The following is a 13,447-nucleotide window of genomic DNA, read 5'->3' as shown; positions in this document are numbered from 1 at the left end:
ATGGTTATTTTATAGGGATAAATGGCATACGGCTCTATTGTAATTGCTAATTGCTCTATTGATTGGCGGCAGCATTATACTATAAAGTTTTTATCTTTCTTTACAACTATCACGCTTTAGGTCACATTTATTTATGACACGTTTTTTACGCTAGGCTTTTTTACCACGCACTTTTACCATGTATAAACTTATATAAAAATAACGATTAAGGATAGATGATGATTTATCAATATTTAGACAAAACGCCAGAGTTTGCAGCACCTTTTAATGGTTGGGTTGCGGACTCAGCACGGGTGATAGGCGATGTATATTTGGGTCATAAAGCCAACGTGTGGTTTGGAGCGGTGATTCGCGGTGATAACGAGCGCATTCATATCGGTGATTATAGTAATGTACAGGAAAACAGCGTCATTCATACCGATGCAGGCATTGAGGTTAAAATCGGTAATTATGTCACCATTGGACATTTAGCAATGCTGCATGGCTGCGAAGTTGGTGATAATAGCTTGATAGGTATTGGTGCGGTGGTGTTAAATAATGCCAAAATCGGCAAAAACTGTATCATTGGTGCCAAAGCTTTGGTCACCGAAGGTAAAGAGATTCCGGATAATTCACTGGTGATGGGCGCTCCGGCAAAAGTGGTCAAAACCTTGACCGATGAGCAGGCGGCAATGTTAAAAATGTCAGCGTTACATTATGTTGAGCGTTGTCAAAAATTTAAAACTGGCTTAACAGAAATAGCGATGCCTGATTAATTGCTATAGATGCTAGAACAATAGAAATTAAAGCAAATTTATAAAAAAGGATGGCTTTATAGTGAGCAATCCCTTTTACGAATGTTAACTTATTTTTTGACATTGAGCGGCTCTTTATGCAAACGGTCGTTATGCCAGTAGCATCATGATAAGCCAAATAACGGCAAAAATGATAATGCCGATAATCAGGCCGCGAAAGATATCATGGCGAATAGAGTGGTCGCTAAGGTAATGATTATTACCGGTATCGTCGATATTTAAGGCATTGACGCTTTCAGCACCGGCGCTTTTACCGACGATAAAACCTGTTAATGCCCCCAAAATTAGCATAAACGGCGTAAATAGCCAGAATATCTCGCCATTGCCCATACCGGCGATGGAGCGAATAACAACGATGGCAAGGTCGATAAGCAAGCCGCCAAAACCATATAACAGAGCGTTTAACAGCGCATAAAGCAGACGCTCTAAAGGCGATTGATAGCTTTTGCCTAACTGCCGTCGCCTGATTTCTCTGATTGAGCGGGCAGGAGGTCGCGGTCGGTTGGACAAAGCAGTTTTATCATCAGGCGCTTTCATAAATTTCTCTATTGTTATTATTCAGCAGGCTAAAGATAAGCTAATGGGATATTAAAGTAAACAAGTTAGCATAATTTTGTTTGGTAAACTGTGGGCTTCTAAAAGTTTATTCAGCAAGTTTTATATTCATCAATACTTTTATTTTAAGCTCTTTATTTCAAAAATTATTTATATCTAAAAAATTATTCCCTCAATAAACAAGAATAAGGCTCCATTATGCAGGCAACACAAGCAGGACAGGCTCCAAAAGAGTTGGCACTCTTTGATTTAGACCATACTTTACTCGATGTCGATAGCGATTACCTATGGGGTGAGTATATCGTTAAGCATAATCTGGTTGACGAAGCTGAGTATCGCACTGCCAATCAAAAGTTTTATCAAGATTATATCGAAGGTACGCTTGATGCGACCGAATATAATGAATTTGTCGCACAATTCTTAAGTAGCTTACCGATGGACAGATTACATGAGCTGCGCGAAGACTATATTAAGACGGAAATCGAGCCCCACATTCGCCCAAAAGCCATGGAGGTGCTCTGTCATCACGTCGAGAAGGGTCATGAAGTAGTGATTATTTCTGCCACCAATAACTTTGTGGTATCAGCCATTGCCAAGCGTTTCGGTATTGAAGACGCCAATGTGCTATCGACGCCACTTGAAATAAAAAACCAGCGCTATACCGGCAAATTAACGGATAAGCCTAATTTTAAAGAAGGTAAAATTTACCATCTCAATAAATGGATAGATAAGCGAAAATCAGCGGGTATGGATTTTGATAAAACTTATGCCTACTCAGACTCCAAAAATGACATTCCATTACTCGAGTGGGCAGATGTGGCTATTTGCGTGTCACCCGATGATGCGCTACATGCGCACGCGCTTGCCCATCGTTGGGCAGTAGAAGATTGGTCGATTTAGGCAGTTTAACTGCTATTTAATATACAGGCAGTACTAATTAGCCAACTATTTATTGTCAATCTCATTTAAAATAGCGCCATATCAGTGAGATATCTATTTAAAAAGACAGGAACACTTATGGAAATCAATCCGTATCAAGAACAAATCAAAGATTTATCTGAGCGTGGGCAGGATTTGCGGAGGTATCTTTGACTTCGACGGTAAGCAAGAACGCTTAGAAGAAGTCAATTTAGAATTAGAAAACCCTGAGCTATGGAATGATCCAGAGCGCGCGACCAAGATTAATAAAGAAAAAAGTCAGCTTGATGGCGTCATCGACGTGGTGGTTTCGCTTGAAACTACTTTGGAAGATGCTGCTGCCATGCTAGAGCTGGCGGTAGAAGCAGAGGACGAATCATTGCTTGCTGATGTGCAAGCAGAGCTCGACAATGCAGAGAAGCGCGTTTCTGATTTAGAATTCCGCCGAATGTTTAGTGGCGAGATGGATCCAAACAATTGCTACTTGGATATCCAGTCAGGTAGTGGCGGCACGGAAGCGCAAGATTGGGCAGAAATGCTACTGCGTATGTATACGCGCTGGGCGGAATCACATGGCTTTAAGGTTGACGTGATTGAAGTGTCTTCTGGTAGCGTTGCTGGGATTAAATCAGCCACGATTGAGATTAAGGGTGATTATGCGTTTGGTTGGTTACGTACCGAAATAGGCGTGCATCGCTTAGTGCGTAAATCACCATTTGATAGTAATAATGGTCGTCATACTTCGTTTGCTGCTGTTTTTGTGTCGCCTGAAATCGATGATAACGTCGAGATTGATATCAATCCAGCCGATTTGCGTATCGATACTTACCGCTCATCGGGCGCCGGTGGTCAGCACGTGAACACCACCGATTCCGCCGTACGTATCACCCACGAACCAAGTGGCGTGGTGGTGACTTGTCAGAACGAGCGTAGCCAACATGGTAACAAAGCGACAGCGATGAAAATGCTCCGTGCTAAGTTATATGAGCTTGAGATGCAAAAACGTATGGAGTCACAACAAGCAGTCGAAGATGGTAAGTCTGATGTCGGTTGGGGCAGTCAAATCCGCTCTTATGTACTCGATGACTCGCGCATTAAAGACTTGCGTACTGGCGTTGAGACCTTTAACACTGGCGCGGTGCTAGATGGTGACCTCGACCAATTTATCGAAGCAAGCTTAAAAGCGGGATTGTAAAGTCAGACTATTATTAATACCATTTAAAAGATAGATTTAAACCCAAACACTATTTAATTAAGGAAAATTATGCCAAGCGTTAATAACTATTTTGATGATAAAGTCACTTCTATTGCTTTTCAAACAGCGACCAAGCCGGCTACCGTTGGCGTGATGGAAATTGGCGAGTATGAATTTGGTACCAGCGAATTTGAAACCATGAGCGTAGTCAGTGGTGCCTTGACGGTCAAACTGCCAGAGAGTGATGAGTGGCAAACATTTAACGCTGGCGAGCAATTTACTGTTGAAGCCAATCAGAAGTTTCAAGTAAAAGTAGCAGTAGAAACGGCTTATTTATGTGTTTATGGTAAATAAGTATTTTTAGAGTAGTAGTCAACAGATTAACGCCAAGTGTTTAACGCTTGGCGTTTTTTTATGATTGCATTTTGAGGTGAATTTGAGTCATAAAGTATTGGACAACCATTATAAGTTTTTACGGTATTGCACCATGTCCGTTTGACTGGCAATTACATCATAGAGTTTGCGCGCGGTGGTATTTCCTTCTTGCGTTGTCCAATAAACGCGGTTGCAGTTTCTCTTATTGGCAAATTCATATACCTGTTCAATCAATGCGCGCCCGAGGCCTTGACCGCGCACCGCTTCACTAACGTATAAGTCTTCTAAGTAACAACACTCTGTCGTATTCCAAGTATTGGGATGTAGCACCACATGCGTGATACCTAGCAGCGTGTCGTCTTGCCACGCACCAAAGCCATAAATCGGCATATCGCTATCAAGCAAGTTGCGCCATGTTGTATTAGTCGTCCTTAGTGGCAAACTGGTTTCATAAAATGCCAGATAGCGCTGCCATAAATTTAACCAAGAGTCGTAATCAGCTTTAGATAATGGGGTTATTTTTATAGAGGTATTTTTCATGATATTTATTTAACTTAAGTGGTGGTGGTTATCGAATTATGGCTCAAAAGCTCATTATTTAGAACCCTTTAAAGAGTGTTTCTTACACATCGATTACACTTTGCTCGTGGCAAACAAACAGCAAAAATAATCACAATTGATTATGCTAAAACGACTATTTTATCAATCGAGTATGTATTATGGCGAAGCTAGATGACCAAACAACCACGCAGGATGTGCGCCATGATTATGAATATTTGGCTCGCTTGGCCAACTTACGCTATGTCAGTGATAATGAGCCTGGGTTTACACGTAGGCGTTGGGGACGTGGCTTTACCTATAAAGACGCCATAGGTAAAACGGTGAAAGATAAAGCGTTGCGCAAGCGTTTTGATGCGCTGGTGATACCGCCGATGTGGTCAGAGGTTTGGATATGCCAAGATGATAAAGGGCATCTGCAATCGACAGGCCGCGATGATAAAGCGCGTAAGCAGTACTTGTATCATCCTGAGTGGGACCGCGTACGTGACCAAGCTAAGTTTAATGCCATGATAGGTTTTGCTGAGGCGTTGCCAAACCTACGTGCGCAAGTCGAAAAAGACTTAGAAGCGCAGTCGTTATCACGCGCCAATGTACTAGCTGCCGTGGTTAAATTGCTGGAAACGACCTTAATTCGTATCGGTAATAGCCGCTATGCTAAGCTCAATAAGAGCTATGGCCTCAGCACATTACGCAGCAAGCACGTCAGTGAAACAGACACTGGACTGGCGTTTGATTTCGTCGGAAAAAGCGCAAAGGAGCATCATATTGAGCTGCAAGACGAGCGTTTGATAGATATTGTGCAGGCATGTTCTGAGTTACCGGGTTATCAGGTTTTTAAATATTTGGACGATGATGGCAACAAGCAAGTTGTCGACAGTAGCCATATCAATGACTATCTACGCACACATACTTGCGGTCATGATTGTGAGAGCAAGATGTATAGCGGCAATTTATATAGCGCAAAAGACTTTCGTACTTGGATGGCAAGTGTTCTTGCAGCCAGTCATTTATACGATGAGCTGCAAACCTCGAAAGGGCAAGCAATATTAGCCAGTGAACCCAATAGCGATGAGCGTCAACAGCTGGTTACTGCTATGGTCAAAGCGGTGGCGGAGGAGCTTGGCAATACACCTGCTGTCTGCCGAGCTTCTTATATCAATCCAGTTATTATCGAGCGCTTTTTAGCAGGACAGTTTTTTGAGCCTTATAAGCAAGCGCGCCGTGGACGTACGAAGCAATATCAAAGCTGTGAAGAGAAAGCGTTGCTAGGATTTTTAAATGGCATAAAATAAGCTTATCTTCTCTAAAAAAACCATATTAAAATTAAAAATGATACGTTATGTATTGAAATAAATATAAAAATGCGTTACTAATAGAGCATATGAAATTTAATAAGTGCAAACAATAAGAGAAAACAGTGTATAGGATATGACTGTTTTACTCCTGATAAATTGCTGATATCGTCAGTGACCCTCGATTGCTAAAGGATTAGCTTATGAATACCTCTTCTATAGATTTTTCGTCCTCAACCAATTTGTCTTCAGACAACCTGTCTCAAAGCAATTCGTCTTCTTCAAACCCAACTGGCTATAGCGACTACTATAATAACTTTGATATGAATGCGCTATTAACAGAGATATTTGGTGAAAACTTAGATGACCGTCTAAATGCCTATATGGCCTGTTGTGGTCGTCATGTACGTGATGGTCGCGGCGATAGTTTGGCGTTAGTGCATGAAGATACTGCTGGCAACATAACGTGCATGACTTTTGCTGAGCTTGATAAGGCAAGTGCGCAAGTTGCCAATATATTACTGTCTTATGGCGTAAAGGTCGGTGACCAAGTGGCGACCATGCTACCGCGTACGCCTGAACTGCTCACGATTGTTTTAGCAACTTGGCGGATTGGGGCGGTTTATCAACCATTATTCACCGCTTTTGGCTATGATTCGATTAAATACCGCATGGACAAGGCCAATACCAAAGTTGTTTTTACCAATCAGGAAAATCGTGGCAAGTTTGAAGACTTAGCTGAGCAAACCAAAATGGTCATGGTTGGCAGTAGGAATAATGCGCAAACTGATAATGAAAGCAAATGGACTGATGATAATTATGCTCAGATGATGGCGACTCAGCCGCAAACGGTAGAGGCTGTTTTGTTAGATGAAGATGCGCCGTTTTTGCAAATGTTTACCTCAGGTACCGTAGGTAAATCAAAAGGCGTCAGTGTGCCATTGAGCGCGCTATCAGCTTTTTATCTATATATGCGCTATGCGATTGACTTGCGCGCAGATGATAACTACTGGAACATGGCCGATCCCGGTTGGGCATATGGATTATATTATGCGATTACGGGTCCTTTGCTGATGGGTGTCACCACCTATTTTAATGAAGCAGGCTTTGACGCTGCCAATACCCGCGACTTTATGGTCCGTCATAAGATTAGCAATTTGGCATCTTCACCGACCGCCTTTCGGATGATGAAATCGAGTGGCGTGTTTGAAGAAGCTCACAATGACGCCAATGCTAAGCTATTACTACGCTGTGCCAATTCAGCAGGCGAAACCTTGAATACCGAAGTCGTCAACTGGGTGGAAACTTATCTAAACTGCAAAGTGTGCGATCAGTACGGGCAGACCGAAACGGGCATGACCTGCTGCGAGCACCATGCATTAGCTCATGAATGCCCAGTAGGCTCGATGGGCATGGCGTTACCGGGGCATACGTTAGTCGTATTAGATGATGACATGAACATATTGCCTGATGGCGAGCAAGGACAGCTGGCAGTGGTCGTCAGTCAATCGCCGGCGTTTTATTTCCGCGGTTATAGTTGGAATGAGAAAGACGCCTTTGCTGAAGATTACTATTTAACCGGCGATGTGGTCGAGCGCCATAGCGATGGCAGCTATTGGTTTTCTGGACGTGATGATGACATTATCATTACAGCAGGCTACCGCGTAGGGCCTACGGATGTTGAAAATACCGTGCTTGAGCATGAGGCAGTCGCAGAATCCGCCGCCGTTGGCGTGCCAGATGAAGTGCGCGGTCATACGATTAAGTCTTATGTGGTGCTAAAAGATGGCATCAAAGGGACAGATGAGATTGCTAAACAGATTCAAGACTTGGTCCGCAGACGTCTTTCAACTCATGCCTATCCGCGTGAGGTTGAATTTGTCGATGCGTTACCAAAAACGCCAAGTGGTAAAATCCAGCGCTTTTTGCTGCGTAGTTTGTCTGCTGCATAAACGAATCGAGGTGTTAATAGTAGTTGAAAATAATAAAATAGTTAGCTTATAAAAATAGTAATAAAACATCAATTAAAGGAATAATTATGCAAATTGAACAACACAGCTTTTTAGTTACTGGCGGTGCATCAGGTCTAGGTGAGTCAGTGGTTCGCGCTATCGTGGCTCAAGGCGGCAAGGTCGTTATTGCTGATTTGAACGAGTCAACTGGGCAAGCTTTGGTTAATGAACTGGGTGATAATGTACGTTTTGCACGTTGTGATGTAACCAGTGGTGATGAGGTACAAGCGGCTGTTGAGTTGGCTGAAAAAGAATTTGGCGGTTTGCAAGGTTCCATTAACTGTGCTGGTATCGCTGTCGTACAAAAGCTGCTTGATCGTGAAAATAATCCAGCAGATCTTGATGCTTTTAGTCGCGGGGTTAATATCAACCTTGTTGGCTCTTTTAACGTGGCGCGTTTGGTCGCGGCTAGTATTGCTAAGCGCGTGGCGAACGGCAATAATACAGAAAGCGACGCAAAGAAGAATGCTGATAATGGTGTCATTATCAATACCGCTTCTATCGCGGCTTTTGATGGGCAAGTAGGGCAAGCAAGCTATTCATCGTCTAAAGCGGGCGTCGTTGGTCTGACCTTGCCGCTAGCGCGTGAGCTGGCGCGTCATGGTATTCGTGTGATGACCATTGCGCCTGGGGTCTTTGCGACACCTATGATGGAGACTATCCCTGAAAAAGCGCGTGAGCAGTTAGAGGCCGGTGTCCCTTATCCTAAACGTTTGGGCAATCCCAATGAATTTGCTAAATTAGTCATGCATATCATTGATAATGCTTACCTAAATGGTGAAGTGATTCGCCTAGATGGCGCGATTCGTATGGTATAAGGTGATTTTAGATTTTGAGTGCAGCAAATTTACCCTTAATTCATAAAACTTGCACAAACTTGGCATAGTCTTTTGCTATCTTATCAAAGATGATTTTATTAATGAACGCTTACCTTTAAGAAGCAAAAGCTATGTCTTTTTTCAATATATATAGTAAATATTCACATTGGTTATTTATTGTCATGGGTTTTAGCCTCGCTATCATGACTAGCACGAGTGCCATTGCTGATGAGGGTGTTTCAGAGAACAAACAAGCCATGCTTAACAATATTGTGATTGATAAAGTCTTTGTCGATAAGTCCGCTCGTACCCTGCAGTTGTTAAGCGATAATAAAGTGATTAAAACTTATCATATTGCGCTCGGTGGCAATCCTGTCGGTCATAAGCAGCAACAAGGTGACAAACGAACGCCGACAGGCTCTTATATACTCGATTATAAAAATGAAAAATCCAAATTCTACCGCTCTATTCACGTAAGCTACCCCAATGCGGCGGATAAAGCCCGTGCCAAATCACGTGGCGTTAGTCCTGGCGGGGATATTATGATTCATGGGCAGAAAAACGGTTTTGGGCATTTAGCAGCTATAAATCAGCAACGTGATTGGACGGATGGCTGTATTGCCGTTACCGATAATGAGATGGATGAAATCATGGCGGCTGTAGAGATTGGTACACCTATCGAAATTGTGGAATAAGCACCTTGTTAACGTATGTTTATTCAGCTCATATTTAACGTACTTTCTACTTTTATAGATATTTCTAAATCACTCATTTAAGGTTTTTTCGATAATTTATTCATACTCTTAACATACTCATCTCTTTCTTTCTGAAAAACTCCAAACTTCCTATTTTTTCTTTTCTATCTTCCCTTGAAATCTCCCATAAATGTGCCTATTAATGCTTTATCGTCATATCATTGTTATAAGTAAGGTTTATATTGATAAGGTGATATATTAGTGTTTTGTATGGTCTATTTAATTGAAAGCAACTGACAGTCATAAGCCACTAAATATTACTGAGAGCAGTTAAATTGACATTGAAATATTACTTAACAAACCCGATATAGATAACAACGAAAAGCTTACGGCATCTTAATACTTATAAAAAGCCGCAGCTACTATCAGATATAAAATATTATTAATTATAAGAGGAAACAAATATGAGATTCGAGAAGTTTACCCAAAAGTTGCAATCTGCCATTCAAGAAGCACAAAGTCTGGCGTTAGGGCGCGACCATACAGGTATCGACCCTGTGCATTTGCTTGCCGTATTGCTGCAAGATGAGTCTAACTTGTCTATTTGCCAGCAAGCGGGCGCGTCTATTCCTGCGCTAAAAAATGGTGTGGCAAAGGCGCTCGACAATCAAGCAACGATTAGCGAGCCAACCGGCGACGTTAATTTAAACCCCAATTCGGTTAAAATTTTGAACTTGGCAGATCGTCAAGCACAAAAAGAAGGTGATGATTTTATCGCCACTGAATGGGTGATGTTGGCGCTTGCTGAACAAGGTGACACCAAAAAGATATTTGAAAGCGCTGGCGTAACGGCAAGTAAGTTAAAAGCGGTCATTGAACAATTACGTGGTGATGAAACGGTGAACAATCAAAATGCGGAAGATCAGCGTGATGCGTTGAATAAATATACCATTAACCTAACTGAGCAGGCGGAGCTTGGTAAGCTTGATCCGGTGATTGGTCGTGACGAAGAGATTCGCCGTACCATTCAAGTACTATCGCGCCGTACCAAAAACAACCCTGTACTGATTGGTGAGCCGGGTGTTGGTAAAACGGCTATTATTGAGGGTTTGGCACAAAAAATCATCAATGGTGATGTACCAGAAGGACTACGCCGCAAAGAAGTGTTGTCGTTAGATTTAGGCTCATTGATTGCGGGAGCAAAATTCCGTGGTGAGTTTGAAGAGCGCCTCAAAGCGGTACTTAGCGACTTATCAAAGCAAGAAGGCAATGTCATTCTATTTATCGATGAGTTGCATACCTTAGTAGGTGCTGGTAAAGCCGACGGCGCGATGGACGCTGGTAATATGCTAAAGCCTGCGTTAGCTCGCGGTGAGCTACATTGCGTTGGTGCGACGACACTCGATGAGTATCGCCAGTATATCGAAAAAGATGCTGCCCTTGAGCGTCGTTTCCAAAAGGTGCTGGTCGATGAGCCAACGGTCGAGGATACCATTGCGATTTTGCGTGGTTTAAAAGAGCGTTATGAGCTGCATCACGGTGTTGATATTCAAGACAGCGCGATTATTGCTGCCGCGCGCATGAGTCATCGCTATATTACCGATCGTAAGCTGCCAGATAAGGCGATTGATTTAATTGATGAAGCGGCAAGTCGTCTGCGTATGGAGATGGACAGCAAGCCTGAGTCACTTGGTAAACTTGATAGTCGTTTGATTCAGTTAAAAATGCAGCGCGAAGTGCTCAAAAACGAAGAAGATGCAGGCGCGCAAGCAGAGCGTAAAGTGCTTGATGCACAAATTGAAGAGCTTGAAAAAGAGTACGCTGATCTTAATGAGATTTGGCAAGCAGAAAAAGCACTGGTCAAAGGCAGCCAACAGCTAAAAGACGAGCTCGATAAAGCGCGTATTGCTTACGATAAAGCCAGCCGTGAAGGCGATTACGAGACCATGAGTAAGCTGCAGTATGAAACCATTCCGCAGCTAGAGCGCCGTATCCATGAGTCGGATTTGGCTGAGCAAAAAGAGCAGACTGGTGAAAATAGTGGTATCAAACTGCTGCGTAATAAGGTCACGGATAATGAAATCGCCGAGGTCGTGGCGGCTGCGACTGGTATTCCGGTCAGCAAAATGATGCAAGGGGAGCGCGACAAGATGATAGCGATGGAAGAAAAACTTCATGAGCGTGTCATCGGTCAAGATGAAGCGGTCGAAGCGGTCGCCAATGCGGTACGCCGTAGCCGTGCAGGTTTGTCTGATCCGAATCGCCCTTCTGGATCGTTCTTATTCTTAGGGCCTACGGGGGTCGGTAAGACTGAACTGACTAAGTCATTGGCGAACTTCTTGTTCGATAGTGAGGATGCGATTGTTCGTATCGACATGAGTGAGTATATGGAGAAGCATAGCGTCAGTCGTTTGGTAGGCGCGCCTCCAGGGTATGTTGGTTATGAAGAAGGTGGCGCATTAACTGAAGCGGTACGCCGTAAGCCTTATAGTGTAATTTTGTTTGATGAAGTTGAAAAAGCGCACCCTGATGTGTTCAATATCTTACTGCAAGTATTGGACGATGGTCGCTTAACGGACTCGCAAGGTCGCGTGGTTGACTTCAAAAACACCGTCATCATCATGACCAGTAACTTGGGCTCGCATAAGATCCAAGAGATGGTCGGCGAAAGCTATGAGGATATCAAAGCTGAGGTGATGGAGTCAGTTGGGCAGCATTTCCGCCCTGAATTCGTTAACCGTATTGATGAAATCGTAGTATTCCATCCACTGGGTATGTCGCAGATGTCTGGTATTGCGGCGATTCAGTTGGATCGCTTGCGTCAGCGCTTGCATGAGCGTGAGTTGGATATCGAGCTATCAGCCGATGCGATGAACAAGCTGGTGGCAGTTGGTTACGATCCGGTTTATGGTGCGCGTCCACTAAAACGTGCTATCCAGCAAGAGATCGAAAACCCATTGTCATTGAAACTGCTGGCGGGTGATTTTGTCGCCGGTGATATCATCAAAGTCGATGTGAGCGCCGATGATAAATTGACCTTTGATAAGCTCAGAATGAGCTAATAGCAAACGCTAAATGACTGTCGCTAAATGACGGTTATGGTTTAAAAAAACCCCTTACTTGCCTATACTTTATATGGGTGAATAAGGGGTTTTTGCGTTTGCTGCAAGCATTATTTTACCGTTGTTATACTTTGCCCGTACTTTGATTATGGTATAAATAATTATAGTGCAAATAAGAATGCAACAAAATTAAGGGAGATGATATCAGGATGATGAACTATAAGAAAAAGACAAATACGCTAATAACATTACCGTTGATTCTTACCGCACTGCTGTTTAGTGTCTCTGCATGCTCTAATCCTTCAGCCGTCAATACCAATAAAGATCTGAGCGAGTATAAAGAAGGGCAAGCCTCTATCGATGCATCCATAGCAAATATGGAAAAACCTACCTTTGCAACGAAAGCAGTGACCACCTTTAATGAACCTTGGGCAATGACCGCGTTGCCTACCGTCAATAATAAAGCAGCCAAACTGCTTGTAACCCAAAAGACAGGCGAGCTATTGATTGTTAATACGGCTACTGGTGCTAAGAAAGTGGTCGCTGGCGTACCCAAAGTGGCTTATGGCGGGCAGGGTGGTCTTGGCGATATTATCCTTGCGCCAGATTTTGCTACTTCAAACAATATATATCTTAGCTACGTTGAAGCAGGCAAAGCTGCTGATAGTAATAAATTCGGTGCAAAAGTAATCAAAGCGACATTGACGGGGTCAGATACTGACAGGCCAAGCTTACAAGCCATGACGCCCATTTGGGAGCAATTTCCAAAAGTAAAAGGGCAGGGGCATTATAGTCATCGCTTACTGTTTTCACCTGACGGGCAGTATTTATATATCAGCTCAGGCGAGCGCCAAGAAAAAACCCCAGCGCAGGATATGAGTGTGAATTTGGGTAAAATTATGAGATTAAATCCTGATGGCTCAGTGCCAGCCGATAATCCATTTATGAATACAAATAATGATATCGCTGACCAGTTTTGGACCACGGGTCATCGTAATGTACTTGGCATGGCGTTCGATGAGAAAGGCAGACTTTGGGCGCATGAAATGGGGCCACGCGGCGGTGATGAGTTTAATCTTATTGAAAAAGGTAAGAACTATGGCTGGCCAATCGTCTCGAATGGCCGTAATTATACCGGAACCGATATTCCGGATCACGATACGCGTCCTG

The 13,447-nt window shown here is 43.2% G+C and carries 12 protein-coding genes; 10 read left to right on the top strand and 2 right to left on the bottom strand.

The annotated features are described in order from the left end of the window. Positions 1-218 precede the first annotated feature (218 nt). Positions 219-755, top strand: coding sequence for a gamma carbonic anhydrase family protein (locus tag JMX94_RS09345; RefSeq protein WP_201565134.1), 537 nt, complete (start codon positions 219-221; stop codon positions 753-755). A gap of 129 nt (positions 756-884) precedes the next feature. Here JMX94_RS09345 and JMX94_RS09340 read toward each other — a convergent pair whose 3' ends face one another. Then, the gene (locus tag JMX94_RS09340; protein WP_201565097.1) at positions 885-1,331 is read right to left on the bottom strand and encodes a hypothetical protein; all 447 of its coding nucleotides are present in this window, start codon (positions 1,329-1,331) and stop codon (positions 885-887) included. A 216-nt stretch (positions 1,332-1,547) separates the two neighbouring features. On the opposite strand from JMX94_RS09340, the gene JMX94_RS09335 reads away from it, so the two are divergent. The 3 genes from JMX94_RS09335 to JMX94_RS09325 all read left to right on the top strand — a co-directional run bounded on the left by JMX94_RS09335 (position 1,548) and on the right by JMX94_RS09325 (position 3,816). Next, positions 1,548-2,249, top strand: a complete 702-nt coding sequence (locus JMX94_RS09335) for an HAD family phosphatase (RefSeq protein WP_201565096.1) — start codon at positions 1,548-1,550, stop codon at positions 2,247-2,249. 117 nt (positions 2,250-2,366) lie between these two features. Next, positions 2,367-3,462, top strand: a protein-coding gene (gene prfB / locus JMX94_RS09330; RefSeq protein WP_201565095.1) for a peptide chain release factor 2 whose coding sequence is annotated in 2 segments (ribosomal slippage) — positions 2,367-2,438 and positions 2,440-3,462 — 1,095 coding nt in all. Because the reading frame shifts where the segments join, the coding sequence is not laid out codon by codon here. Between the two features lie 69 nt (positions 3,463-3,531). Beyond that, entirely contained in the window at positions 3,532-3,816 is a 285-nt protein-coding gene (locus JMX94_RS09325) for a pyrimidine/purine nucleoside phosphorylase (protein ID WP_201554161.1), read from the top strand. A 108-nt stretch (positions 3,817-3,924) separates the two neighbouring features. On the opposite strand, the gene JMX94_RS09320 is transcribed toward JMX94_RS09325, so the two are convergent. Next, positions 3,925-4,377: a GNAT family N-acetyltransferase gene (locus JMX94_RS09320; RefSeq protein WP_201565094.1), complete on the bottom strand. Its 453-nt coding sequence runs from the start codon at positions 4,375-4,377 to the stop codon at positions 3,925-3,927. Positions 4,378-4,556: 179 nt separating this feature from the next. On the opposite strand from JMX94_RS09320, the gene JMX94_RS09315 reads away from it, so the two are divergent. The 6 genes from JMX94_RS09315 to JMX94_RS09290 form a co-directional block, all read left to right on the top strand. Next, positions 4,557-5,690, top strand: a complete 1,134-nt coding sequence (locus tag JMX94_RS09315; protein ID WP_201565093.1) for a DNA topoisomerase IB — start codon at positions 4,557-4,559, stop codon at positions 5,688-5,690. Between the two features lie 203 nt (positions 5,691-5,893). After that, the gene (locus JMX94_RS09310) at positions 5,894-7,642 is read left to right on the top strand and encodes an AMP-binding protein (protein WP_201565092.1); all 1,749 of its coding nucleotides are present in this window, start codon (positions 5,894-5,896) and stop codon (positions 7,640-7,642) included. Between the two features lie 86 nt (positions 7,643-7,728). Next, positions 7,729-8,520 carry an SDR family NAD(P)-dependent oxidoreductase gene (locus JMX94_RS09305; protein ID WP_201565091.1) on the top strand — a complete coding sequence of 264 codons (792 nt, stop codon included), beginning with the start codon at positions 7,729-7,731 and terminating at the stop codon, positions 8,518-8,520. Positions 8,521-8,723: 203 nt separating this feature from the next. Beyond that, complete coding sequence (locus JMX94_RS09300) at positions 8,724-9,215, top strand: murein L,D-transpeptidase family protein (RefSeq protein ID WP_265088950.1); 492 nt, start codon at positions 8,724-8,726, stop codon at positions 9,213-9,215. Between the two features lie 464 nt (positions 9,216-9,679). Next, complete coding sequence (gene clpB / locus JMX94_RS09295; RefSeq protein WP_201565089.1) at positions 9,680-12,277, top strand: ATP-dependent chaperone ClpB; 2,598 nt, start codon at positions 9,680-9,682, stop codon at positions 12,275-12,277. A gap of 209 nt (positions 12,278-12,486) precedes the next feature. After that, positions 12,487-13,447: PQQ-dependent sugar dehydrogenase (locus JMX94_RS09290; RefSeq protein ID WP_201565088.1), on the top strand; the 961-nt coding region annotated here is incomplete at its 3' end.

This window comes from Psychrobacter sp. CMS30, assembly GCF_904846565.1.
GTDB classification, from domain to species: domain Bacteria; phylum Pseudomonadota; class Gammaproteobacteria; order Pseudomonadales; family Moraxellaceae; genus Psychrobacter; species Psychrobacter maritimus.
This window is presented reverse-complemented; position numbering and strand designations above follow the sequence as displayed.

Excerpts from the sequence above, each read along its gene's own strand:
- JMX94_RS09340 (WP_201565097.1), bottom strand. The coding sequence starts at position 1,331 with ATGAAAGCGCCTGATGATAAAACTGCTTTGTCCAACCGACCGCGACCT.
- JMX94_RS09315 (WP_201565093.1), top strand. The coding sequence starts at position 4,557 with ATGGCGAAGCTAGATGACCAAACAACCACGCAGGATGTGCGCCATGAT.
- JMX94_RS09300 (WP_265088950.1), top strand. The coding sequence starts at position 8,724 with ATGACTAGCACGAGTGCCATTGCTGATGAGGGTGTTTCAGAGAACAAA.
- clpB (WP_201565089.1), top strand. The coding sequence starts at position 9,680 with ATGAGATTCGAGAAGTTTACCCAAAAGTTGCAATCTGCCATTCAAGAA.
- JMX94_RS09305 (WP_201565091.1), top strand. The coding sequence starts at position 7,729 with ATGCAAATTGAACAACACAGCTTTTTAGTTACTGGCGGTGCATCAGGT.
- JMX94_RS09320 (WP_201565094.1), bottom strand. The coding sequence starts at position 4,377 with ATGAAAAATACCTCTATAAAAATAACCCCATTATCTAAAGCTGATTAC.
- JMX94_RS09335 (WP_201565096.1), top strand. The coding sequence starts at position 1,548 with ATGCAGGCAACACAAGCAGGACAGGCTCCAAAAGAGTTGGCACTCTTT.
- JMX94_RS09345 (WP_201565134.1), top strand. The coding sequence starts at position 219 with ATGATTTATCAATATTTAGACAAAACGCCAGAGTTTGCAGCACCTTTT.
- JMX94_RS09325 (WP_201554161.1), top strand. The coding sequence starts at position 3,532 with ATGCCAAGCGTTAATAACTATTTTGATGATAAAGTCACTTCTATTGCT.
- JMX94_RS09310 (WP_201565092.1), top strand. The coding sequence starts at position 5,894 with ATGAATACCTCTTCTATAGATTTTTCGTCCTCAACCAATTTGTCTTCA.